This is a genomic window from Sulfitobacter sp. TBRI5 (assembly GCF_051013555.1).
Lineage (GTDB): Bacteria > Pseudomonadota > Alphaproteobacteria > Rhodobacterales > Rhodobacteraceae > JL08.
On the sequence record NZ_CP112884.1, the window covers coordinates 1,759,547 to 1,781,077 of the forward strand.

23 protein-coding genes are annotated in these 21,531 nt (G+C 58.2%); 16 read left to right on the forward strand and 7 right to left on the reverse strand.

Annotation, left to right across the window (positions count from 1 at the left end; all coding sequences use genetic code 11):
• The first annotated feature begins 1 nt into the window (after position 1).
• The 5 genes from OLX72_RS08895 to OLX72_RS08915 all read left to right on the forward strand — a co-directional run bounded on the left by OLX72_RS08895 (position 2) and on the right by OLX72_RS08915 (position 6,877).
• On the forward strand, positions 2 to 766 hold the full coding sequence (locus tag OLX72_RS08895; RefSeq protein ID WP_433990294.1) for a uracil-DNA glycosylase: 765 nt from the start codon (positions 2 to 4) through the stop codon (positions 764 to 766).
• A complete protein-coding gene (locus tag OLX72_RS08900) occupies positions 759 to 1,379 on the forward strand; it encodes a LysE family translocator (RefSeq protein WP_433990295.1) in 621 nt (206 codons plus the stop codon). Before OLX72_RS08895 ends, OLX72_RS08900 begins: the two co-directional genes overlap by 8 nt.
• Before the next feature lie 3 nt (positions 1,380 to 1,382).
• Entirely contained in the window at positions 1,383 to 1,925 is a 543-nt protein-coding gene (moaB, locus tag OLX72_RS08905) for a molybdenum cofactor biosynthesis protein B (protein WP_114871530.1), read from the forward strand.
• Between the two features lie 95 nt (positions 1,926 to 2,020).
• Positions 2,021 to 3,478, forward strand: a complete 1,458-nt coding sequence (locus OLX72_RS08910) for an efflux RND transporter periplasmic adaptor subunit (RefSeq protein WP_433990296.1) — start codon at positions 2,021 to 2,023, stop codon at positions 3,476 to 3,478.
• A 3-nt stretch (positions 3,479 to 3,481) separates the two neighbouring features.
• A complete protein-coding gene (locus OLX72_RS08915) occupies positions 3,482 to 6,877 on the forward strand; it encodes an efflux RND transporter permease subunit (protein ID WP_433990297.1) in 3,396 nt (1,131 codons plus the stop codon).
• Here OLX72_RS08915 and OLX72_RS08920 read toward each other — a convergent pair.
• Complete coding sequence (locus tag OLX72_RS08920; RefSeq protein ID WP_254684646.1) at positions 6,874 to 7,689, reverse strand: protein-disulfide reductase DsbD domain-containing protein; 816 nt, start codon at positions 7,687 to 7,689, stop codon at positions 6,874 to 6,876. The genes OLX72_RS08915 and OLX72_RS08920 overlap by 4 nt on opposite strands.
• A gap of 122 nt (positions 7,690 to 7,811) precedes the next feature.
• Between OLX72_RS08920 and OLX72_RS08925 the strand changes: the two genes are divergently transcribed.
• The gene (locus tag OLX72_RS08925) at positions 7,812 to 8,426 is read left to right on the forward strand and encodes a YqgE/AlgH family protein (protein WP_254684645.1); all 615 of its coding nucleotides are present in this window, start codon (positions 7,812 to 7,814) and stop codon (positions 8,424 to 8,426) included.
• Between the two features lie 13 nt (positions 8,427 to 8,439).
• Here the strand turns inward: OLX72_RS08925 and OLX72_RS08930 are convergent, their stop codons facing one another.
• Positions 8,440 to 9,384 (reverse strand): L-threonylcarbamoyladenylate synthase, encoded by a 945-nt coding sequence (locus OLX72_RS08930; protein WP_114871526.1) that lies wholly within the window; start codon positions 9,382 to 9,384, stop codon positions 8,440 to 8,442.
• 127 nt (positions 9,385 to 9,511) lie between these two features.
• Here OLX72_RS08930 and OLX72_RS08935 point away from each other — a divergent pair, with 127 nt between their 5' ends.
• From OLX72_RS08935 to OLX72_RS08955, 5 genes are all read left to right on the forward strand, one after another.
• Positions 9,512 to 11,224, forward strand: a complete 1,713-nt coding sequence (locus tag OLX72_RS08935) for an acyl-CoA dehydrogenase (RefSeq protein WP_433990298.1) — start codon at positions 9,512 to 9,514, stop codon at positions 11,222 to 11,224.
• Positions 11,221 to 12,279, forward strand: coding sequence for an MBL fold metallo-hydrolase (locus OLX72_RS08940; RefSeq protein WP_433990299.1), 1,059 nt, complete (start codon positions 11,221 to 11,223; stop codon positions 12,277 to 12,279). Before OLX72_RS08935 ends, OLX72_RS08940 begins: the two co-directional genes overlap by 4 nt.
• A 3-nt stretch (positions 12,280 to 12,282) precedes the next feature.
• Positions 12,283 to 12,789 carry a DUF6173 family protein gene (locus OLX72_RS08945; RefSeq protein WP_114871523.1) on the forward strand — a complete coding sequence of 169 codons (507 nt, stop codon included), beginning with the start codon at positions 12,283 to 12,285 and terminating at the stop codon, positions 12,787 to 12,789.
• Positions 12,790 to 12,874: 85 nt separating this feature from the next.
• Positions 12,875 to 13,009, forward strand: coding sequence for an aa3-type cytochrome c oxidase subunit IV (locus tag OLX72_RS08950; RefSeq protein ID WP_114872436.1), 135 nt, complete (start codon positions 12,875 to 12,877; stop codon positions 13,007 to 13,009).
• Between the two features lie 21 nt (positions 13,010 to 13,030).
• Complete coding sequence (locus tag OLX72_RS08955; RefSeq protein ID WP_433990300.1) at positions 13,031 to 13,621, forward strand: hypothetical protein; 591 nt, start codon at positions 13,031 to 13,033, stop codon at positions 13,619 to 13,621.
• Positions 13,622 to 13,624: 3 nt separating this feature from the next.
• On the opposite strand, the gene OLX72_RS08960 is transcribed toward OLX72_RS08955, so the two are convergent.
• Both OLX72_RS08960 and OLX72_RS08965 read right to left on the reverse strand, forming a co-directional pair.
• Positions 13,625 to 13,951 carry an AzlD domain-containing protein gene (locus tag OLX72_RS08960; RefSeq protein ID WP_114871521.1) on the reverse strand — a complete coding sequence of 109 codons (327 nt, stop codon included), beginning with the start codon at positions 13,949 to 13,951 and terminating at the stop codon, positions 13,625 to 13,627.
• Positions 13,948 to 14,667, reverse strand: coding sequence for an AzlC family ABC transporter permease (locus OLX72_RS08965; RefSeq protein ID WP_114871520.1), 720 nt, complete (start codon positions 14,665 to 14,667; stop codon positions 13,948 to 13,950). The genes OLX72_RS08960 and OLX72_RS08965 overlap by 4 nt, the downstream gene beginning before the upstream one ends.
• 47 nt (positions 14,668 to 14,714) lie before the next feature.
• On the opposite strand from OLX72_RS08965, the gene OLX72_RS08970 reads away from it, so the two are divergent.
• The 4 genes from OLX72_RS08970 to OLX72_RS08985 are packed head-to-tail and all read left to right on the forward strand — an operon-like array spanning position 14,715 to position 18,788.
• Entirely contained in the window at positions 14,715 to 15,605 is an 891-nt protein-coding gene (locus OLX72_RS08970; RefSeq protein WP_114871519.1) for a formate dehydrogenase accessory sulfurtransferase FdhD, read from the forward strand.
• Complete coding sequence (gene mobA / locus OLX72_RS08975; protein ID WP_114871518.1) at positions 15,602 to 16,222, forward strand: molybdenum cofactor guanylyltransferase MobA; 621 nt, start codon at positions 15,602 to 15,604, stop codon at positions 16,220 to 16,222. Before OLX72_RS08970 ends, mobA begins: the two co-directional genes overlap by 4 nt.
• A complete protein-coding gene (mobB, locus tag OLX72_RS08980) occupies positions 16,219 to 16,710 on the forward strand; it encodes a molybdopterin-guanine dinucleotide biosynthesis protein B (RefSeq protein WP_114871517.1) in 492 nt (163 codons plus the stop codon). The genes mobA and mobB overlap by 4 nt, the downstream gene beginning before the upstream one ends.
• Positions 16,707 to 18,788 carry a molybdenum cofactor synthesis domain-containing protein gene (locus tag OLX72_RS08985; protein WP_433990301.1) on the forward strand — a complete coding sequence of 694 codons (2,082 nt, stop codon included), beginning with the start codon at positions 16,707 to 16,709 and terminating at the stop codon, positions 18,786 to 18,788. Before mobB ends, OLX72_RS08985 begins: the two co-directional genes overlap by 4 nt.
• A 25-nt stretch (positions 18,789 to 18,813) precedes the next feature.
• Here the strand turns inward: OLX72_RS08985 and OLX72_RS08990 are convergent, their stop codons facing one another.
• The 3 genes from OLX72_RS08990 to OLX72_RS09000 form a co-directional block, all read right to left on the reverse strand.
• Positions 18,814 to 19,836, reverse strand: coding sequence for a hypothetical protein (locus OLX72_RS08990; protein WP_114871516.1), 1,023 nt, complete (start codon positions 19,834 to 19,836; stop codon positions 18,814 to 18,816).
• A gap of 12 nt (positions 19,837 to 19,848) precedes the next feature.
• Positions 19,849 to 20,319 (reverse strand): transcription elongation factor GreA, encoded by a 471-nt coding sequence (greA, locus tag OLX72_RS08995; protein ID WP_433990302.1) that lies wholly within the window; start codon positions 20,317 to 20,319, stop codon positions 19,849 to 19,851.
• A gap of 131 nt (positions 20,320 to 20,450) precedes the next feature.
• A complete protein-coding gene (locus OLX72_RS09000; protein WP_433990303.1) occupies positions 20,451 to 20,831 on the reverse strand; it encodes a VOC family protein in 381 nt (126 codons plus the stop codon).
• A gap of 76 nt (positions 20,832 to 20,907) precedes the next feature.
• Between OLX72_RS09000 and soxR the strand changes: the two genes are divergently transcribed.
• Positions 20,908 to 21,387 (forward strand): redox-sensitive transcriptional activator SoxR, encoded by a 480-nt coding sequence (gene soxR / locus OLX72_RS09005; protein WP_114871513.1) that lies wholly within the window; start codon positions 20,908 to 20,910, stop codon positions 21,385 to 21,387.
• Positions 21,388 to 21,531 lie beyond the last annotated feature (144 nt).

Genomic DNA, 21,531 nt, shown 5'->3' on the forward strand with positions numbered 1-21,531 from the left:
CATGGAATCAATGGATTTTCACACGGCCAAAGCGCTGCTGGACTGGCAGATTGATCTGGGCGCGACCGAGGCGATTGGCGACGTTCCGGTCAACCGCTTTGAAGTTCAGCTTGCGCCGGTCAAACAGGCGGCAGCCCCTGCACCTGCTTCCGCAATGGCCGCGGCAGTGGATCCGGTTGCAGAGGCCGAACAGGCCGCGCGAAACGCCGGATCACTGGAAGCCCTGCAGGCGGCGCTGGCGGCGTTCGAGCATTGTGAATTGAAGCGGGGTGCGCGCAATCTGGTCTTTTCTGACGGCGTGCCCGCCGCGCGGGTGATGATCATCGGCGAGGCTCCGGGGCGGGACGAAGACAGGGAAGGCCGGCCGTTTGTAGGACGCGCAGGCCAGTTGCTTGACCGGATGCTGGCCGCGATCGCAATGTCGCGGGATGCGGCGCGAAATCCGGTCTACATCACCAATGTTCTGCCCTGGCGTCCGCCGCAGAACCGTGATCCGGCACCCGACGAGATAGCGATGATGCGTCCGTTTCTGGAGCGTCATGTGGCGCTGGCCGATCCCGATGTTCTGGTTCTTATGGGCAATATCAGCTGTCAGGCTGTACTGGGCAAACGGGGTATCACGCGGCTGCGCGGGCAGTGGCAGAGTGCTTTTGGAAAACCGGTTCTGCCAATGTTCCACCCGGCCTATCTTTTGCGCAATCCGGCGGCCAAGGCGCAGGCGTGGGCCGATCTTTTGGCGCTGAAGTCGAAACTGAACGATGGTTGATCTGCTGACACTTCTTGCCTTTGTGCCTGCCGCGCTTGCGCTGAACCTCACTCCGGGGGCAGACATGATGTTTTGTCTGGGGCAGGGTGTCCGATCCGGCGCGTCATCGGCGGTTGCGGCCAGTGCGGGCATTTCCGCGGGTTCCATGGTGCATGTCTCGCTTGCAGGTGTCGGATTGGGTGCGGCTGTCGCGGCAGTGCCCTGGCTTTTTGATGTGATCCGGTGGTTCGGTGTGGCCTATCTGTTGTGGCTGGCACTGGGTGCGATCCGCGGCGGGTTCGGCAATGGGCCGCGTTTGTCCGCGCCTGTCAAAAATGCGTTTCGCGCAGGCTTCATCGTTAACCTGACAAACCCAAAGGTCATCCTGTTCGTGCTGGCCTTTGTTCCGCAATTCGTGGATCCGGATCATGGATCGGTGCTGGGACAGTTTCTGGTGTTCGGATCGGTTCTGGCGATTGGCGGCTTTCTGATCAATGCCGGCGTCGGTGTCTTTGCCGGACAGGTGCGCCGGTATCTGACCGGATCGTCAGGGTTTGAGCGTGCACTTGCGTGGATCAGTGGCGGGATTTTCGCCGTGCTTGCAGTGCGGCTTGCGGTTTTTGAAAGGGGTTAGGCTATGTCCAGAATTGATGAAAGCATGGAATTTGTTCCGGTCCGGATCGCCGTTCTGACCGTGTCTGACAGCCGCAGTCTGGATGAGGATAAATCAGGCAAGGTGCTGGTCGACCGGATCAGCGAGGCGGGGCATATTCTGGCGGACCGCAAGATCGTTCAGGACGAACGGGCGCTTATTTCGGATCAGTTGCGGGCCTGGATCGCGGATGCCTCGGTAGATGTGGTTTTGACAACGGGCGGTACAGGGCTGACCGGTCGGGATGTTACGGTCGAGGCGCACCGGGATGTTTACGAAAAGGAAATCGAGGCGTTCGGAACCGTGTTTACGATTGTTTCGATGCAGAAAATCGGCACATCCGCTGTGCAATCACGGGCGACTGGCGGGGTCGCTGGTGGCACATATCTGTTCGCCCTGCCAGGAAGCCCGGGCGCGTGCAAGGATGCCTGGGACGAAATTTTGCGGCTACAGCTGGATTACCGGCACCGGCCCTGCAATTTTGTTGAGATTATGCCGCGTTTGGACGAGCATAAGCGACGGAAATAAAACAATTCTCCGTTAACACTCTTGTGGCTTGGCATTTCGTGCCACTTCTTTAGTTTAAGAGTGTCGGCCCGCAAGGGTCCAACAAAGGATAAGTTATGCGGTTTCTCAGGCAAAGCCTGACGGGATTGTTTCTGGCAGCAGCGACGCTGGCCTTGTTAATGTATGCTGGTAAGATGATCGGATCGGCCATTCAGGTCCGTTTGTCAGACACTCCGGTTATCGAGGCGCCGCGCGAACGGGTGTTTGCAGTCAACGTTCTGACAGCAACGGCGCAAACCCTGACGCCTGTTCTGACCGCTTTTGGCGAAGTTCAGAGCCGCCGGACGCTTGAAATACGGGCGGCGACGGGGGGGCGTATCGTCGAACTGGCGGATGCGTTTCAGGAAGGCGGCGATGTCAAGGCCGGCCAGTCACTGATACGGATCGATCCTGCGGATGCACAATCTGCGCTGGATCGCATTACCAGCGACTTGCGTGATGCCGAGGCAGAAGTGCGCGATGCAGCGCGCGGGCTTGATCTGGCGCGTGACGACAAAACTGCCGCCGAGGCGCAAGCCATATTGCGCGATCGCGCCCTGCAGCGACAGATCGATCTTCAGGAACGCGGTGTTGGTACGGCCGCCGCCGTCGAGATTGCAGAACTTGCAGCGTCTTCGGCGCGGCAGGCTGTCGTTTCGCGCCGACAGGCCGTGGCGCAGGCCGAAGCACGGGTTGATCAGGCGGCGACCCGTCTGTCGCGCGCCGGTATAGCGCTGGCCGAGGCAGAAAGACGGTTGGATGATACAGTTGTCGTGGCTGAGTTTGACGGCACGCTGGCAGATGTCAGCGTGGTGCGTGGCGGTCTGGTTGCCGCCAATGAAAAACTTGCCAGTCTGGTTGACGGAAAGGCACTTGAGGTGTCTTTTCGGGTATCGACATCGCAGTACAGCCGTTTGCTGGACGAAAGCGGTGAGCTGCTGCTTGCACCGGTCACGGTCACTTTGGATGTGGCCAGCATAGATTTGACCGCTCGGGCCCATATCGAGCGTGACAGTGCCGTTGCGGGAAACGGGCAGACTGGTCGTCTTATCTTTGCAAGGCTGGATGAGGCCCCCGGTTTCAAACCGGGTGATTTCGTGACGGTTTCGGTGCAGGAGCCAGCTTTGGACAATGTGTATCTGTTGCCATCCTCGGCTGTGAATGCAGCAAGCAACGTGCTGGTTCTTGTCGGGGAAGACCGGCTTGAATCCCTGCCTGTGGTGGTTCTGCGCCGTCAGGGGGATGATGTGATCGTACGCGCCGAAGAACTTGAAGGGCGCGAGGTTGTCGAGTCGCGCTCGCCCTTGCTGGGTGCCGGCATTGCCGTGCGGCCCCTTCGCGGAGATGAGGGCCGCGCGATAGAAGAACAGGCGATGCTGGAACTGAGTGCAGAGCGCCGCGCGAAACTGGTGGCGTTTGTGCAGGCAAGCACACAAATGCCCGCCGAAGCCAAGGCGCGCATTCTGGCGCAACTGGAAAAGTCGCAAGTGCCGCAACAAATGGTCGAACGGATCGAAAGCCGTATGGGAGGGTAGGCCATGGTCCGGGACATCCCTCATGCGGCTGGCGGATTGCTGTCTTACTTTACGCGTCATCCCACAGCCGCCAATCTGTTGCTTGTGGTTTTGCTTGTCGCGGGTCTTGCATCGTTTCCCAATATGCGGGCGCAGTTTTTTCCCGACGTGATCCTCGACAACGTCACCGTGTCGGTGGAGTGGGAAGGTGCGGGCGCCGAAGATGTAGATGCAGCGATAGTGCAGGTGCTTGAACCTGTTTTACTTGCCGTTGAAGGGGTCGAAAGTTCGAATTCAAACTCGCGCGAGGGGCGGGGCAGCATTACGCTTGATTTTGATCCGGGCTGGGACATGTCGCGCGCCGCGGATGACGTGCAAACCGCCGTTGATACGGTCACGACCCTGCCCGAAGACGCCGAAGACCCCAGCGTAAGACGGGGCGCATGGCGCGACAGGGTAACAGACGTGGTGATCACGGGGCCGATCGGGCCGGATCAACTGGGCCGTTTCGCGGATGAATTCGTAACGCGCCTTTTTGCCGAAGGCGTTACCCGCACCTCAATCCGCGGTGTGGCAGCGCCCCAAACCGTTGTCGAGGTGCCGTCTGCGAAGCTTATCGGGTACGATATCTCGATGGCAGAGGTCGCCGCTGCGATTGCCGCAGAGGTTGATGCTGATCCGGCAGGGGATGTCGCAGGTGCGAATGCGCGGGTGCGCACCGGTGTTGAAAAGCGCAGCGCCGAGCAGATTTCAGGCATTGTCCTGCGTTCGAACCCGGATGGGTCCAAGCTGACGATCGGGGATATCGCGACGGTTCGGGTTGAAGGAGTAGACCGGAATCGTAGCTATTTCGTGGGGGATAACCCGGCGGTGTCCATCCGCATCGACCGGTCCGACAAAGGCGATGCCATCGGCATTCAGGAACAGGTTGAAACCGTAGCGGCGCAAATGCAGGCTGTGTTGCCGGCCGACGTCAAGATCGAGCTGATCCGAACCCGCGCAGAGGCTATCACGGGGCGTCTGGATATCCTGCTGGATAACGGTCTGATGGGTCTTGGGCTTGTGGTGATGCTGCTGTTCCTGTTCCTGAACGCGCGCACCGCATTTTGGGTTGCGGCCGGTATTCCCGTTGCCATGCTGGCTGCGATTGCACTGATGTACCTGGGGGGGCTTACCATCAACATGATCAGTCTGTTCGGGCTGATCATCACGTTGGGCGTCGTGGTGGATGATGCAATCGTCGTCGGGGAACACGCAGATTTTCGGGCGCGCAGATATGGCGAACACCCGGTCACTGCAGCAGAAAACGCAGCCCGCCGCATGGCAATGCCGGTTTTTGCGGCAACCCTTACAACCGTCATTGCGTTTTTCGGGCTAGTGGCCATCGGGGGGCGTTTCGGTGATCTGATCCGCGATATTCCACTGACCGTGATTGCGGTTTTGCTGGCGTCACTGGTGGAATGTTTTCTGATCCTGCCGCATCACATGTCGCATGCACTGGCCCATACCGGAGAGCGGCACTGGTACGATTGGCCCAGCCGACAGGTCAACCGCGGCTTTATGTGGTTCCGGTCGCGCATGTTCCGCCCGTTCATGGCTGGCGTGATCTGGGCGCGCTATGCGGTGTTTGCCGGCGTGATTCTGGTTCTGGCCAGTCAGGTATCGCTGTTTATTCGCGGCGATGTGCAGTGGCGTTTTTTCAATGCGCCCGAGCGTGGATCAGTGACCGGCAATTTTGTGATGGCCGAAGGGGCAACCCGTCAGGACACATTGATGATGATGCGCGAAATGCAACGTGCGGTTCAATCCCTGGGCGCCGAATACGAAGAACGCTACGGGCGCAATCCGCTTGATTATGTGATTGCCGAGATTGGCGGCAATGCGGGGCGCGGATTGTCCGGCGTTGAAACCAAGGACAAGGATCTTCTGGGGGGTATTTCGGTTGAATTGATTGATGCCGATTTGCGCCCTTATTCCAGCTTTGCCTTTGTCGGCGAATTGCAGGATGCCGTGCGCCATCACCCACTTGTCGAAACGGTTTCGTTCCGCAGCTGGCGCTCCGGTCCGGGGGGTGATGCGCTGGATGTTCAGTTCTTCGGGGCGGGAACCGACACGCTCAAGGCCGCGTCACAGGATTTGCAGGCGGCGCTGCTGCGCTATCCCGAAGTGTCCGCGGTTCAGGATAATCTGGCCTATGACAAGGAAGAACTGATCCTTGATCTGACGGCGCAAGGGCGGGCACTGGGCTTTACGATTGACACTCTGGGCCGCGTTTTGCGCAACCGTTTGAACGGGATCGAAGCGGCAACGTTTCCGGACGGGCCGCGCAGTGCCGAAATCAGGGTGGAACTGCCCGAAGGAGAGCTGACGGCAGATTTTCTGGAACGCACCCAGTTGCGGACACCAACGGGCGCCTATGTACCGCTGGCAGATATTGTCAGTGTGCAGCAGCGGACCGGATTTTCCACTGTGCGCCGTGAAAACGGTATCAGAATGATTTCGGTCACGGGGGATTTGTCCGAAGATGATCCGGCACGGGCTGAACAGATCATGACCGAACTGGAAGAGGAAATACTGCCCCTGATCGCAAGCGACCGGCAGGTCGAATTCCGGTTTTCTGGCTTGTCGGAACAGGAAGACACGTTCCTGACCGATGCATTGACCGGTCTGATCCTGTGTTTGACGGGCATCTATCTTGTTCTGGCGTGGGTTTTTTCCAGTTGGACGCGTCCGGTTGTGGTGATGATCATTATTCCGTTCGGACTGGTCGGAACCATTTACGGGCATGTGGCGTGGGATGTTCCGCTGAGCATGTTTACAGTTGTGGGCTTGCTGGGCATGACCGGCATTATCATCAACGATTCCATCGTTCTGGTCACAACCGTGGACGAATATGCAAAGGATCGCGGTTTTATACCTTCCATTATCGATGGCGCGGCGGATCGTCTGCGGCCGGTTCTGTTGACCACCCTGACAACGGTATTGGGCCTTGCGCCACTGTTGTACGAACAATCCCAACAGGCCCAGTTTCTGAAACCCACCGTGATTACATTGGTCTATGGACTTGGGTTTGGCATGGTGCTGGTGTTGCTGATTGTCCCATCCCTGCTGGCCATGCAGCAGGATGTGAACCGCCAGATCAGCGCGATGCGGCGTGGCTTGCGTGGATCGGCAGCAGGAATAAAGGCGGCGCTTTTTGTGGCGTGGGGACTGGTTTGTGGCTGGCTGATCGCCACGCTGGGTTGGGCGATTGCATTGGGCACTTTGCCGGCACCGATCCTGTCGGTGTTTCCCGCGTTCCAGTCATGGTCACCGGAAATCGCCGGGTTGGCGCTGTTTCTGATCGGGGCGGCAGTGATTGCGTTGGTCACTTACATCGTGGCGGTAGCAGGATACTTGCTGGCCGCAAGGCGCGCCTAGCCGGGGCTGCAGCCCCTGATATCGACCGAGTGTTTGCCACCCAGTACCGTTATCCGCACATCCGACCGGTCCAATGCAAATGCACTTTGACTGACATGGATCAGATCGCTGTAGGCTGTCAGTTGGTCGCCCGATCTTTCGCTGACGGATTCAGACGCCCAGATTTGCGGATCGCCGGGTTCGATAACCGCAAACTCGGTGCCGCCGGATGACGGCATCGTGATTGTTGCAGACAAGCGAAGACCGCCCTCGATCGGGCTAAGGCTGCATGTGACCGAACGAACGCCGGCCTCGTCCGCGCTATAGGGGCCAGAGGCCATTGCAGCGGCGATCACGGCATCGGGCTGCGTATTTGCGGCCAATGCCCACTGGTCGAATTTCAGGCTGCGCGGAATGCAGATGTCTTTGCAAACGCCCAGTTCGATTTCGCCTTTGATCCGGATATCCTTGCCGGATTTGTCCGGTGTGATGTGAAGCGGGATAACCAGTTCGTCTTTGTATCCGACAGACCGCATGCCGTTTTGATCAAACACCATGGGCGTGGGCCAAGACACCGCCATTGTTCCGATATTGCGCGATCCGTCCCAGAAGAACTGTGGCGGGATGCCCGCATCGCCCGGCGCGCGCCAGTAGGTTTTCCACCCCGGCGCAAGCGACAGGTGCAATGCGGCCATGTGGGTGCCGTTGGATTGCGTCCAACCGGGGCGAACCTCGACCGAAATGACATCGGTATAGGGATCGCCTGCAAATGCAGGGGCTGCGCCCAGACAGGCGGCAATGCACAGAAGGCTGGATGCTGTTCTGGTTCTCATCCTTTCCAGATGGGCCATGTCGATTGAAATGCCAAGTCACGTTCTGGTTAGCGAATGTGTCTGAACCGGCATTGTGATGCTGATCAGGGCAAAGCAACTTGCAGCACAGGCAAGCTCGGGCCATGCTGTGGGTAGCGTCCAAACCGCGGATCGAGGTGCCGAAATTGACAATGCCGCTTGACCTGACAGGTAAATTATTGATCGCAATGCCGGGAATGGGTGATCCGCGGTTCGATCATTCTGTTGTCTACATGTGCGCACACACTGACGAAGGCGCGATGGGTCTGATCATCAACAAACCGGTCAGCGACGTTACGGTGACGGACCTGATGAAACAGCTTGAGGTCGATGTTGAAGACGGTGCGGTAAATATGGGTATGCAGGTGTGCTTTGGAGGTCCGGTCGAACAGGGGCGCGGCTTTGTGCTGCATTCGCCCGATTACCTGTCGCGCATTCAAACGCTTGAGGTTGACGAGAGTTTTTCCATGACGTCGACCATGGATATTCTGGAAGATCTTGCCCGGGGGCAGGGGCCGAAACAGGCGCTGTTGATGCTTGGATATTCCGGATGGGGTGAAGGCCAGCTTGAGAACGAGATTACGCGCAATGGCTGGTTGACCTGTGCGGCAAGCCCGAAGCTGGTGTTCGATGTTCCCGAAAGCGAGAAATGGGAAGCGGCGCTGAAATCAATCGGGGTAGACCCGATCAGCCTGTCCGCAGTTGCCGGCCACGCCTGAGTGAACGGGCCGGTCAGCGGGGCGCTGCGGCACGTAACAATCTGTCATTGATCGCACGGCCCAGTCCGACATCGGGTATCGGGGCAATGGCAATGGGTTGGTCGGTTGCATCCATTTGATGCAGATAGTCAAACAATCGCGCCGCAGCCTGGGCCAGATCCGATGTGGGTGACAGGTTAAGATCCCCCCTGATCGGGCCAAACCCAAGATGGATTTCGCCGGCATGCGCCGTTTTTGCATTCAACCTGACCTTTGCGTTCGGCGCATAGTGCGATCGCAACTGGCCGGGTGCGGTCAGCGGGGCATCGGCGGCAGGCAGTTCAAGCGGTGCGCCCATCACCTGTTCGATGCTTTCGCGTGTTACACCGCCTTCGCGCAGCAAGGTCGGATGATTCTGCAGGCCGACAATGGTTGATTCAACACCAACGGCGCACGGGCCGTCATCCAGAATCGCGGAAATCCTGCCGTTCAGCCCTGCGCGTACATGATCAGCTGTTGTCGGGCTGATCCGCCCGGACGGATTGGCCGACGGCGCGGCGATAGGGCCATCAAACGCGTCCATGATCGCCTGCGCCGTCGGATGGGAGGGAACCCGGATTGCCAACGTGTCCAGACCTGCCGTGACCAGTGGTGAAATGCCGTGATCGGGGCAAAGCGGCAAAACCAGCGTTAGCGGGCCGGGCCAGAACGCATCGGCCAGGCGTTGTGCCAGATCGGACCAGACAACATGGCGTCGGGCTTGTTGAGGTGATGACACATGAACAATCAGGGGGTTGAACGCTGGCCGGCCCTTGGCATCGAACACTTTCGCCACGGCCTGGCTGTTGCGGGCGTCAGCGCCCAGACCGTAAACCGTTTCGGTTGGAAACGCGACAAGCAACCCCGCCGCCAGCAATTCGGCTGCCTTTGCAACGCCTTCCTGTGTTGCTGTCAGGCCCAGTGTGATGTCGTTTGGCATGTTTTGTTACGCGGCGTTTGTGTTGCGTGTGCGGTCAGAGCCGATAGTTTTGGCCGCAATAGCAACATGTCTTTATAGCCGGCCAAGGCGATTGCCAAGCCGCTGGTTTGTTCCGGAGAAGCCCCAAATGTCATTCCGAGCGCCCGTATCCGAATACCAGTTCATACTGAATTCCGTGGTGGGACTTAATCAGGTTGTCGCGACCGAAAGGTTCAGTGACGCGACCGAAGATGTATCATCGGCCATTCTGACCGAAGCGGCCAAGCTGTGTGACGAGGTTCTGGCCCCTCTGCAACGGTCGGGCGATCAGGAACCGGCGCGACTTGAAAACGGTGTCGTGCGCACAACCCCCGGATTTGCAGATGGCTACCGCGCCATTGCAGAAGGGGGCTGGATCGGGATCAGCGCCAGCCCTGAACATGGCGGCATGGGGCTGCCTGTTGCGCTGGCGACAGCCGTGAATGAAATGATGAGCGGCGCGTGTCTTTCGCTGCAGCTTGCGCCACTGATGTCGCAAGGCCAGATCGAGGCGCTGGAACACCACGCCAGCGACGCCATCAAGGCCTTGTACCTGCCAAAACTGGTGTCTGGTGCGTGGACCGGAACCATGAACCTGACGGAACCGCAGGCCGGATCCGATGTCGGCGCCTTGCGCACGGCAGCTGTGCCGAATGACGATGGTACATATGCCATCACCGGCCAGAAAATATATATCAGCTGGGGTGACCATGATGTGGCCAAAAATGTGTGCCATCTGGTGTTGGCCCGGTTGCCAGATGGTGTGGCCGGTACAAAAGGCATCAGCCTGTTTCTGGTACCGAAACGTCTGCCGGACCAGAACGGCAATGCAGGTGCCGCGAACAGCCTGAATGTTGTCAGCCTTGAACACAAAATGGGTCTGCACGGATCACCGACCGCCGTCATGCAGTTTGACGGGGCCACCGGCTGGCTGGTGGGCGAACCGAACAAGGGCATGGCGACGATGTTCACGATGATGAACAATGCGCGGCTTGGCGTCGGGTGTCAGGGCATCGGCGTGGCCGAAGCTGCGTTCCAGCACGCGCTTGCCTATGCCATGGATCGCAAACAGGGTCGCACGGCGGTTTCGGGTGACGGTGCGATTGTCGATCATGCCGATGTGCGGCGTATGCTGCTGTCGATGAAATCCGACGTATTTGCCGCGCGCGCGATCGCGCTGTCCTGTGCAGTGGCCACGGACATGCATACAGCGACACAGGACACAGACTGGGCTGCGCGCGCCGCATTTCTGACGCCGATTGCCAAGGCGTTCGGCTCTTACACGGGCATATCCGTTGCCGACACGGGCATTCAGGTGCATGGCGGCATGGGCTATGTCGAAGAAACCGGCGCGGCGCAATTTGCCCGCGATGTGCGTGTGACCGCCATTTACGAAGGTACGAACGGCATTCAGGCGATGGACCTTGTGGGGCGCAAGCTGATGGATGGCGGCGAAATGGCCAACAGGCTACTGGACGAGGTCGAGGATTTTGCCGAACAGGCCCGGACCAGACTGCCCGATCTTGCGGAAGCGGTCTGGCAGGCATCGGAATCATTGCGCGAAGCCACCGACTGGATGGTATCGCAAACCGACATGAACGAACGGTTTGCCGGAGCAGACCCTTATCTGCGTGCGTTTGCGGCGGTTTTGGGCGCACATCATCATCTGGTGGCGGCCCTGTCTGCCTCGGGCACATCGCGCGAGGCACTGGCGCGGTTCTATATTTTGCGGCGGCTGCCCGAATATGTCGGTCTTTTGCCCCATGCCCAAGCTGGCGCTTCGGGGCTTTTTGCCATAACTGCCGAAGACCTGATGGCATGAAAGACAATCCCTTGACTGATCCCGAACCGGTGCTGCGCTATCCATGGGACGTACCCCCAGACCCCGGAACGGCAATCGAAGTTGCCGAAGGTGTCTTGTGGATGCGTTTGCCGCTGCCGATGAAGCTGGATCACGTCAACGTCTATGCGCTGGACGAAGGCAGCTACTGGACCATTGTCGATACCGGATTTGACACCGGGAAATCCAAGACCGTCTGGCAGCAGTTGCTAAACGGGCCACTGGCCGGAAAACCTGTGCGCCGCGTGATTGTAACGCATTATCACCCGGACCATATCGGTTTGGCGGGCTGGTTTCAGGCGGAATTTGGCGCCGAACTGGTTACCACGCGCACCTCGTGGCTGTTTGCGCGGATGCTGACGCTGGATGTGCAGCCGGTGCCTGCGCCCGAAACGCTGGCCTTTTATCGCGACGCAGGCATGGACCCTGCCATTCTTGAAAAACGCGCCACGGAACGCCCGTTCAATTTTGGCGATGTCGTCGCACCATTGCCGCTGGGGTATACCCGTATCCAGCAGGGCAGTGTGATCGAAATCGGCGGGCGCACCTGGGATGTTCATATTGGCAACGGCCACGCCCCCGAACACGCCACATTCTGGAGCCGCGATGACAATCTGGTTCTGGCGGGGGATCAGATATTGCCGTCGATCAGCCCGAATATCGGGGTCTATGCAACCGAACCGATGGCCGATCCGATCGGCGAATGGATCGAAGCCTGCGAACGGTTGCGGCAACATGCGCGTCCTGACCATCTGGTTCTTGGCGGACATAAACTGCCGTTCACAGGTTTGCCGTTTCGGATGCGCCAGTTGATTGACAACCATCACGGTGCCTTGTCGCGGTTGCTTGATTACATCACTTCCCCGAAGGCGGCGGGTGATTGTTTCGCCCCGCTGTTCAAAAGATCGATAGGCGAAGCGGAATATGGCCTTGCCCTGGTTGAATCCGTAGCCCATCTGAGCCACCTTTACCAAACGGGTCTTGCAACGCGCATCCGGCGTGAAGACGGCGCGTGGGCCTATCAGCGCAAGGATTAAGTGATGGAAGATGCAATCAAAACTTCTGCAGAGGCGGTCGAAGCCGACGCGTTGCCCCGTCTGCACGAAGTGCACACAGATCCGAACCGCAAATGCGTCGATGCCAAGCCCCTGAAGAAAAATATTGCGAAAAAACCGGTCAAACAGAAAAGCCCGGCGGAATGGGCCTATGAGCGTATAATTCTTTATATAAAGAATTTCGAAGAACAGCTGGACAACCAGCACGAAGTCGCGATGGGCTTTGCCGGGGGGGACGCCGGCGTTTTGCGGATCGAAGGAATGGGTTTTTTCGACCCTGATATCATTACGTTTTACGGGTCCGAAGCAACCGGCATAAAAACCCAGTTGATCCAGCATGTAAGCCAGCTGAACGTGTTGCTGCGCGCCCTGCCCAAACAGGCGGATCAGCCCGAACCGAACAGGATTGGGTTTCAACTGGCCGCAGATCTTGAAAAAACCGCCAAGCTGGCAAAAAAGCCCGCCAAAACGAAAGCCCGCAAAAAAGCCTAGCAATCGCGTCGCTTTGAAGGGATGACTCGGATTTGAAAATGCGTTAACCAGCGTTCAAGCGATGGACTACAAGGACACAAAGCAAATGGCTGACCACAAACACGGCGATATGGATATCAAGACGCAGGAAAAAACCTTTGACGGGTTCATGCGTTTCACCACTTGGTCTGTGATTGTCATCATGGCAATCATCATTCTGATGGCGATCTTTATCACCTGATCAAGCTGGTAGGCTCACATCATGCGTGTTCTGGTTTCTTTGTTCCTGATGTTGGGCCTGGTCGCGTGCAGCGAAAGCTCTCCTATTCTGGCGACGCCTGAATCGATTGCCGCAGTCTCCTACCGGGATGAAGGCCCGTCGAAGCTGACGGTCATCACGATGATCAACAACGAGACAGGGGCAGGCGGGCATACCGCCCTGATGATCAACGGGCCGCAACGGATCATTTTCGATCCGGCAGGATCGTTCCGAACCCCGAACGTACCGGAACGCGGCGATGTGCTTTACGGGATCACACCACAGGTCTTTCAAACCTACAGAAGTTCGCATGCACGCGCATCGCATCACGTGGTGACGCAGGAAATCGTAATCAGCCAGGCGCAGGCACAGGCGGCATATCAGCTTGCCACCCGCAACGGGCCTGTGTTTGGCGGTTTCTGTACAAATGCCGCATCACGGTTGCTGTCACAGGTGCCGGGCTTCAGCCAGATCGGCGTGACCATGTCGCCGATCCGGTTTCAAAACCAGATCGAACAGATCCCCGGCGTGAAGACCGAAAAATACTATGAAAACGATGCCGGAGACGTTGTGGACGCCCTGGCTGTTCTGTGATCGTCAACCGATCAGATAAAGCATTCCGAACAGCGTAAGTGCGCCCCCGATGATGGATGCAAAGACATTTTTTGTCAGCAGGCCGATCACCACAGTTGCAAGCGCCGCCAGCGCCCGCGGCGCATCCGGTGTGCCTCCGGTTGCAGCAGGCCACGCCACCAAAGGGGCGACAAGCGCAGGCAAGACCGCGACGGCCGTATAGCGCAGGTGGCGTAAAAGCCATTCGGGCATCGCACGGTCGCCAACAAGGCCGATAAACGAAAACCGGATCAGAAACGTCCCGATGCCCAAGCCGATGATGACGGTCCAAAGTGTGGTTGGTTCGATCATTGAACAGCCACCTTTCTGTTTTGTGTCCAAAGCTCGGTACGCGCACCAGCCACCATTCCTGCCATACCGGCGATGATCAGGCCAAGATTGTAAGGCACATCCGCACAGATCAGGGCCATGACAATTGCGACGACGGCAGCAACGACATGCGCAAGGGTGCGCAGCATGGGGGTGATCATGGCAAGAAACGTAATCGGCAGGGCAAAATCCAGCGCGAACGAATCCGGAATACGCCCGCCAACCACCGCGCCGACCAGAGTAAACTGGTACCACAACGGGCAGACCGGCGTGACCGCACCAAAGAAATACGCCATGCGCTGAGGCACGGTAAGTGCCGGTTCGCGTTCGAATTTCGATATGGAACAGGCATATGACTGATCAACGGTGAAATAGGCTGCCAACGCCCGCTGCCAGATCGGCGCTGACCCGAGGAAGGGGGTCAGGTGCGCTGAATACATCGCCATCCGCAGGTTCACGGCAAGCGCAGAGGCTAGAACGATCAGGGTTGGAACATTTTCGACCATCAGTTGCAGAGCGGTGAATTGTGCCGCACCTGCAATGACAACCACGCTGAACGTCATGGTTTCAAACACGCTCAGGCCGGCTTCGGTGCCCAGAACGCCAAACAGGGCCGAAAACGGAATGACCACAAGAACAAACGGCGCGCCGTCTCGAAAGCCTTGCCAGAAGATTGATTTGGTGGTGGAGGTAGTCATCGCTTGCCCCTAAACTGGACGCCAGCCCTAGCTGCGAAATCAAGGGGATGCAATTGGCCAAGTCGAAAGATCAAACAGATTACATCATCGCGCCCGACCCGTTTGCGCCGGGACTGACGCGCGCGGTTGACGGAACGGATCAGGATGGCAAGGTCAGCCAGATTTCCGTAGTGGAAGAACGGCCTTTGACGATTTTTCTGAACAGCCAGGAAATCGTGACTGCGATGACGATCGGGGATTATCCGGACTACCTTGCGCTTGGATTTCTGCGCAACCAGCGCATGCTAAGCCTTGAGGACGTCGTGACCGGTGTCGATTACGACGAAGACCTTGAAACGATTGTTGTTCGCACTGCGGTCAAAACCGATTTTGAAGCAAAGATGCGCAAGAAAACGCGGACAAGCGGTTGTGCCGTGGGCACGGTTTTCGGCGACATGATGGACGGGCTGGAGGGGATCACCTTGCCCGAAACCACGATGCGCACGTCCTGGCTCTATACGCTTTCGGCAAAGATCAATCGCACGCCGTCCCTTTATCTTGAGGCCGGAGCGATCCATGGCACCGTTCTGTGCGAAGGAGACCGCCCTTTGGTCTATATGGAGGATGTTGGCCGCCACAACGCCGTAGACAAGATTGCCGGATGGATGCTGATGAACAAGGTCCAGCCCGAGGGCAAGATACTTTACACAACGGGGCGCTTAACGTCTGAAATGGTGATCAAGACTGCCCTTATGGGAATCCCGGTGCTGGCGTCGCGTTCCGGTTTTACGGCGTGGGGCGTTGAAATCGCGCGCGATGTCGGGCTGACGCTGATCGGGCGGGTGCGGGGGCGCAGGTTTATATGCCTTTCGGGCGAAGAGCGTCTGATCTGGGACGCCGATCCGGATCAGGTGGCTGACGAACCCAGAAAATCGGGCCGCAAGGGGGCCAAGACATGAAGCAGCCTCTTGGTGTGATACTGGCGGGTGGTCTTGCCAGCCGGATGGGTGGTGGCGACAAGGGCCTGCTGAAACTGGGCGGTGTTCCCATTCTGAGACGTGTCATTGACAGGCTTGAGCCGCAGGTCGCATCGCTTGCCTTGAATGCAAACGGCGATCCGGCGCGGTTTGCAGCGTTTGGCCTGCCTGTTCTGCCCGATACGATTGACGGGTTTGTCGGCCCTTTGGCCGGTGTTCTGGCAGGTTTGGACTGGGCGGCAGATCAGGGCGCCGATACGATTGTGACAGCCGCCGCTGATACACCGTTTTTCCCCTGTGATCTGGTGCCGCGCCTTCTGGCCACCGCTGAGGGTATGGCGGCACCGCTAGCTCTGGCCGCGACGCCGGATGCAAAGCGTGGCCAGGTACGCCACCCGACCTTCGGGCTTTGGCCGGTCGCGTTGCGCGACGATCTGCGCGCGGCGTTGAACAATGGTGTGCGCAAGGTTGTGGTCTGGACAGATCAACACGCCGGGCGCGAAGCCTTGTTCGAAACAAACGGGATTGATCCCTTTTTCAACGTCAACACGCCGGATGATCTGATCGCCGCGCAATCCGCACTTGAGGCCGCATCATGAGAATTTTCGGAGTTGTCGGTTGGAAAAACGCTGGAAAAACCGGGCTGATGGAACGGCTTGTGAGCGAAATCACCGCGCGCGGATTTACGGTTTCAACCGTCAAACATGCACATCACACCTTTGATGTGGATCACGCGGGCAAGGATAGCCATCGGCATCGCGTGGCCGGTGCCACCGAAGTTTTGCTGGCGTCGCGCAACCGGTTCGCATTGATGCATGAATTGCGCACCGAAGAGGAACCCACGCTGGACATGCTTTTGAAGAAGCTGGCGCCGGTGGATCTGGTGCTGATCGAAGGCTATAAACGCGATCTGCACCACAAAGTTGAAGCGCATCGCGCCGAAACCGGCAACCCGTTGATCGCGCCGGATGATGAAACGGTGCGCGCTGTCGCTTCGGACGTGCCGCTTGATCTGGACCGTCCGGTATTTGATCTGAACGATACCGTGTCCATCGCAGATTTCATACTGTCCGAGGTTGGATTGTGACACCTTATGACACGTTCATCATGGTGGATTGGTCCGGAGGAAATGATCGTGGCCCGACACCGGTAAAGGATGCGATCTGGGCCTGCATTGCAAGCGCAGGCGGCGCCGAAGCGCCGGTTTATCTGCGCAACCGTCAGGTGGCGGAAAAGTGGATTACGGAAACTCTGAATGTTGAGGTGTCGGCCGGTCGCCGGTGCTGTATCGGGTTTGATTTCCCGTTCGGGTATCCAAAGGGGTTCGCGCATGCCTTGACGGGGCAAACCGATCCGTTTGCCGTTTGGGATTGGTTTGAAAACCGGATTAAAGACGCCGGTTCGCAAAACAACAGGTTTGATATGGCTGCTGAAATCAATCTGTCTCTGGGAACAAATGGCCCGTTCTGGGGCAATGGGCTAAAGCGTGATATTACAGGTCTGCCGCGTACAAAGCAGGGATACGTTAACCCGTTTCCTGACCGACGAAGCGTGGAAACGCAGGCACCCGGGGCGTTCACCTGCTGGCAACTGGCAGGAGCGGGTGCTGTCGGATCGCAGGTTATGATGGGGCTGCCGGTTCTGTCACGTCTGCGACGCGCGTTTCCTGACACGCTTTCGGTCTGGCCATTCGAACCGCTGGACCGGCCTGTTTCAGTGGTGGAAATCTGGCCCAGCCTTTTGGGTGGGGTCGCACCCAAGAACATGATCAAGGACGCGTGGCAGGTCCGGAATGTTGCGCAAACCCTGTCGCGCCTTGACCCTGTGATACTGGGCAAGATGCTGGATGTGGACGCGCCGGAAGAGGGCTGGATTTTGGGGGTTGGACACGAGGCGCAACTTGCGCCGGATAAACCCGTGCCGCCCCCGTTAAGGAATGATTGTTTCGCGCTGCCCGCAGGTGTCGACTGGACCCCGGTTGATGATGCGTTGGCCATGCTGCGTGATCGGTTGAACCCCGTCACCGAAACCGAACTGATACCGGTTTTGCAATCAAGGGGCCGGGTTCTGGCCGAACCGGTTTTCGCAAAACGGGCCAATCCGCCCCGCGCGAATTCGGCAGTGGACGGGTACGGGTTTTCGGGCAGCGTGCCATCGGGTGCACAGTATCTGCCGCTGGTGACTGGCCGCGCCGCAGCGGGGGGCGATTTCAAGGATCGGGTTCCAAACGGGTCGGCGGTTCGTATACTGACGGGGGCTGCCCTGCCTGCGGGTGTGGACACGGTCATTCTGGAAGAAGACGTGACAGTTGGCCAAGACCAGATTGCGTTTCATGGCCCGTTGAAACAAGGCGCCAACACGCGCCGCGCCGGAGAGGATTTTTCCGCCGGTGACAAGGTGTTGAGCGCCGGAGAACGGATCGGGGCTGCCGACTTGGCGCTGTTGTCGGCAGCAGGTGTCACGCAAGTGAACACGCACAAGCGCTTGCGCGTTGCTGTTGTGTCTACCGGTGACGAGCTGGTGGATGTGACCGGCGATGCGCAGGACAACAAGATCATTGATGCCAATCGCCCGATGCTGCTGAACATGATCGCGCGATTCGGGTTTGAACCGGTTGATTTGGGTATTTCGCCTGACAACCGCGACGCGCTGCGCGGATTGCTGGATCAGGCCGCTCTGGAAGCGGATGTTATCCTGACAAGCGGTGGCGCATCGGCCGGCGACGAAGATCATGTGTCGGCGCTATTGAAACAGGCGGGTGCCATGGCGTTGTGGCGTATCGCCGTCAAACCGGGGCGGCCTTTGGCGTTGGGCTTGTGGAACGGCAAGCCGGTGTTCGGCTTGCCGGGCAATCCCGTGGCCGCGCTGGTCTGTACCCTTGTTTTTGCGCGCCCCGCGATGGCGCAGATGGCGGGCGAACGCTGGCAGGTCCCGCAGGGGTTTGATGTGCCTGCGGATTTCGACAAGCGCAAGAAACCGGGGCGGCGCGAATACTTGCGTGCCCGCATCCGCGACGGCAAGGCGCAGGTGTTTGCATCCGAAGGGTCAGGCCGGATCAGCGGGCTAAGCTGGGCTGAAGGCCTTGTTGAACTGGACGATGGCGCGCGCGACATCAGCAAAGGGGATCCGGTGCGGTATATTCCCTACGCGAGTTTTGGACTCTAGCAGATAAGGGGCTTTGGCATGTCGCCTAGTCAAATGTGCCGGCGACGCGGCCCAGCAGCATAAAGGCGCGCGCTGTGCGGGTTTCGGACAGTGCGGAGATTTCCGCGTCCGATGCTGTTTTTTCGAACTCTGCAAACATCCTGTCGAATTTGCGCAAAAAATGATGCGCCGCATCGCGAAAGATCGGATCCTGCTTCATGCGACCGGCAGAGAGCGCCAGAGACGATCTGTCACGTACACCGCCCAACGCGGCCACGCTGCGCCCGCGTGCTCCGGCCGCAAACTGGCGCCATATCTCGGGTCTGGCCATATCCGGGCGCAGATCGTCCATGTAAATGCCGTCTTGTGACAACAAAGTCAGCACATCCTGTGCCGCCTGTATCAACTGCGAGGCCGATCGATCCTGCAAGGCGCGGCGCAGGGCTGCAAACCCTTCGTGATCTTCTGCGGTTTCGGGAAAATTCAGGGCCCGGATGAAATCAGAGCGTTCCAGCGGCGGCGCCATATCTTCGGCGCGTGTTCCAAGGGCCAGCGAGGTTTGGTTTTCTTCGCCCATAGAGCTGTCAGCCGGAGGTGGCGCCGCGCGCACAGGCGATGCATCGCGACGGCTGGAAAACGTAGCCAGCGCGCTTTCGGTTTTGCGTGTGGCGGCAGCGATTTCGTCCAGTTTACGCACGACAGAGGGTTCAGACGCCGTGTTCCGCCCCTGATTCTGCGCGACATAGGCCTGTCGGATCGCATCAATTGCGGTCTGAAGGCGCTGGCTTTCTTCACGCATCACACGTGACGACCGCGCCGCCGTTGCCGCAACCCAGATCATGGCGATTGGCATGAATATCGCCAGAATCGTCATCAGAAACTGAAGGCTGTCAAAGTTGCTTGGCAGCGCATCCTCGGGATCGGGCAGAGACAAAAAGAAAATCGCTGTGCCCATCAACCACAAAAGGCTGAGGGCAAGCGCTGCCACCTCGATTCCGGAAATAGCATCGCGGCGCGGTTTATCATAAATGCCCAAGGGCGTCGGGCGTGTGGTCTCTTTGTCGGTCATCTGGCGTACCTTTTACGCGTAAACGATCTTGAGAACCTCATAGGATTTTTCGCCTCCCGGGGTGCGGACCTCAACGCTGTCACCTTCTTCCTTGCCGATCAGTGCGCGCGCAATAGGCGATTTGATGTTGAGCAGGCCATTTTCGATATTGGCCTCGTGTTCGCCCACGATCTGCCAAGTTTTTTCTTCATCCGTATCTTCATCGACCAGCGTTATCTTTGCGCCAAACTTGATCGCGCCGGATAATTTGGACGGATCAATAACTTCGGCAAGGCTTAGCGCGCCTTCCAGTTCCTTGATTCGGCCTTCGATGAAAGACTGTTTTTCACGCGCGGAATGGTATTCGGCATTTTCCGAAAGGTCGCCATGCTCGCGCGCCTCTGCAATTGCCTTGATGATCGCGGGGCGTTCAACTGACTTTAACTGCTTCAATTCGGTTTCCAGCGCGGAATGGCCCGCGCGGGTCATAGGTATCTTTTCCATTCAAACTCTTCCACGCCGTTACGACGGTCTTAATACAACCTGTCAGTTCTCTGGCAGATACCTGACCCAAAGCGGCGGGGGATTGCAAGCAGAACACGCGCGGATCATTCAGACCCGCGCGATCAGGCCGATCAGGAATAGGCGACAACTTCGTATTCGATGCCATCGTGATCGTGGAAATAGAACCGTTTTCCGGGTTCGTAATCGGCATGGTTTTGGGGCACAAAACCGGCGGCTTTCACCTTTTCCTCCATCGCGTCGATGTCATCGACCACAACCCCAACATGGTTCAAACCGCCAATCGTTTTGTAATTGTTATCGGTCGCCTTGTGCGGATTGCCCGGCGAATAAAGCGCAAGGTAATGGTCTTTGGTGCCGACATGAACGCTGCGACCGTTGTCTATCGACGGGCCGGCCCAGCGTATCTGCCATCCGAACAGATCGCACATCCATTCGGCGGTGGCATCCACGTTGGCAACGGTGAAATTCGTGTGTTCCAGATGGGCTGTCATGTCAGTCTCCTTTGTTGTGTGGCCTCTTTGTAATTCCTCAAGTAAGCTTGAGGTCAAGAGGGAAAGAGAGGCCTATATGCTAAGCATCGGAGAGGTTGCAGAGCGCACCGGTCTGGCGGTGTCGGCGATCCGGTATTACGAAGAAATGGGGTTGGTTCACCCCGACCGGAATGCCGGCGGACACCGTCGGTTTGAACGTGCGGATATTCGTCGCCTGTCATTTGTGATGATCGCACAGGAATTCGGGTTTTCTCTGCCCCAGATCAAGGCCGAGCTGGACCGGCTGCCAATGGGGCGCACCCCGACCAAGCGCGACTGGAGCCGGATCAGCATACAGTTTCGTGCCGTATTGGATCAGAAAATCGATGCAATGCAGCGTTTGCGGGATCAACTGGATGGCTGCATAGGGTGCGGGTGCCTTAGCCTGGCGAAATGCAAACTCTATAACCCCAAGGACCGTGCAAGGATCAACGGCGCCGGGCCGCGCTATCTAATGGGGGACGCGCCGGAAACGCCACACAGGCCTGTCGGGTCGCCATCGAACTGGCAAAAGTGATAAATCGAACCAGTTTCAGACTTACAGAGTCGTTTTGGACTGTTTTTACGCCGTGTCGTGATTGCAAGTAAGCCGCCGCTGCGATAGCCAATCGCGAAAGATTATTTCGTGCGCAGATTGGTGGGCGCCACTTAACGAACAGGA

Bases quoted from the DNA above. Each gene is read 5' to 3' on its own strand.
- OLX72_RS08960 (WP_114871521.1), bottom strand. From the start codon at position 13,951: ATGATCGAACCAACCACACTTTGGACCGTCATCATCGGCTTGGGCATC.
- OLX72_RS08990 (WP_114871516.1), bottom strand. From the start codon at position 19,836: ATGACCGACAAAGAGACCACACGCCCGACGCCCTTGGGCATTTATGAT.
- OLX72_RS08900 (WP_433990295.1), top strand. From the start codon at position 759: ATGGTTGATCTGCTGACACTTCTTGCCTTTGTGCCTGCCGCGCTTGCG.
- OLX72_RS08950 (WP_114872436.1), top strand. From the start codon at position 12,875: ATGGCTGACCACAAACACGGCGATATGGATATCAAGACGCAGGAAAAA.
- OLX72_RS08945 (WP_114871523.1), top strand. From the start codon at position 12,283: ATGGAAGATGCAATCAAAACTTCTGCAGAGGCGGTCGAAGCCGACGCG.
- OLX72_RS08940 (WP_433990299.1), top strand. From the start codon at position 11,221: ATGAAAGACAATCCCTTGACTGATCCCGAACCGGTGCTGCGCTATCCA.
- mobB (WP_114871517.1), top strand. From the start codon at position 16,219: ATGAGAATTTTCGGAGTTGTCGGTTGGAAAAACGCTGGAAAAACCGGG.
- OLX72_RS08935 (WP_433990298.1), top strand. From the start codon at position 9,512: ATGTCATTCCGAGCGCCCGTATCCGAATACCAGTTCATACTGAATTCC.
- OLX72_RS08970 (WP_114871519.1), top strand. From the start codon at position 14,715: ATGCAATTGGCCAAGTCGAAAGATCAAACAGATTACATCATCGCGCCC.
- greA (WP_433990302.1), bottom strand. From the start codon at position 20,319: ATGGAAAAGATACCTATGACCCGCGCGGGCCATTCCGCGCTGGAAACC.
- OLX72_RS08955 (WP_433990300.1), top strand. From the start codon at position 13,031: ATGCGTGTTCTGGTTTCTTTGTTCCTGATGTTGGGCCTGGTCGCGTGC.
- OLX72_RS08920 (WP_254684646.1), bottom strand. From the start codon at position 7,689: ATGAGAACCAGAACAGCATCCAGCCTTCTGTGCATTGCCGCCTGTCTG.
- moaB (WP_114871530.1), top strand. From the start codon at position 1,383: ATGTCCAGAATTGATGAAAGCATGGAATTTGTTCCGGTCCGGATCGCC.
- soxR (WP_114871513.1), top strand. From the start codon at position 20,908: ATGCTAAGCATCGGAGAGGTTGCAGAGCGCACCGGTCTGGCGGTGTCG.
- OLX72_RS08895 (WP_433990294.1), top strand. From the start codon at position 2: ATGGAATCAATGGATTTTCACACGGCCAAAGCGCTGCTGGACTGGCAG.
- OLX72_RS09000 (WP_433990303.1), bottom strand. From the start codon at position 20,831: ATGACAGCCCATCTGGAACACACGAATTTCACCGTTGCCAACGTGGAT.
- OLX72_RS08910 (WP_433990296.1), top strand. From the start codon at position 2,021: ATGCGGTTTCTCAGGCAAAGCCTGACGGGATTGTTTCTGGCAGCAGCG.
- OLX72_RS08915 (WP_433990297.1), top strand. From the start codon at position 3,482: ATGGTCCGGGACATCCCTCATGCGGCTGGCGGATTGCTGTCTTACTTT.
- mobA (WP_114871518.1), top strand. From the start codon at position 15,602: ATGAAGCAGCCTCTTGGTGTGATACTGGCGGGTGGTCTTGCCAGCCGG.
- OLX72_RS08925 (WP_254684645.1), top strand. From the start codon at position 7,812: ATGCTGTGGGTAGCGTCCAAACCGCGGATCGAGGTGCCGAAATTGACA.
- OLX72_RS08965 (WP_114871520.1), bottom strand. From the start codon at position 14,667: ATGACTACCTCCACCACCAAATCAATCTTCTGGCAAGGCTTTCGAGAC.
- OLX72_RS08930 (WP_114871526.1), bottom strand. From the start codon at position 9,384: ATGCCAAACGACATCACACTGGGCCTGACAGCAACACAGGAAGGCGTT.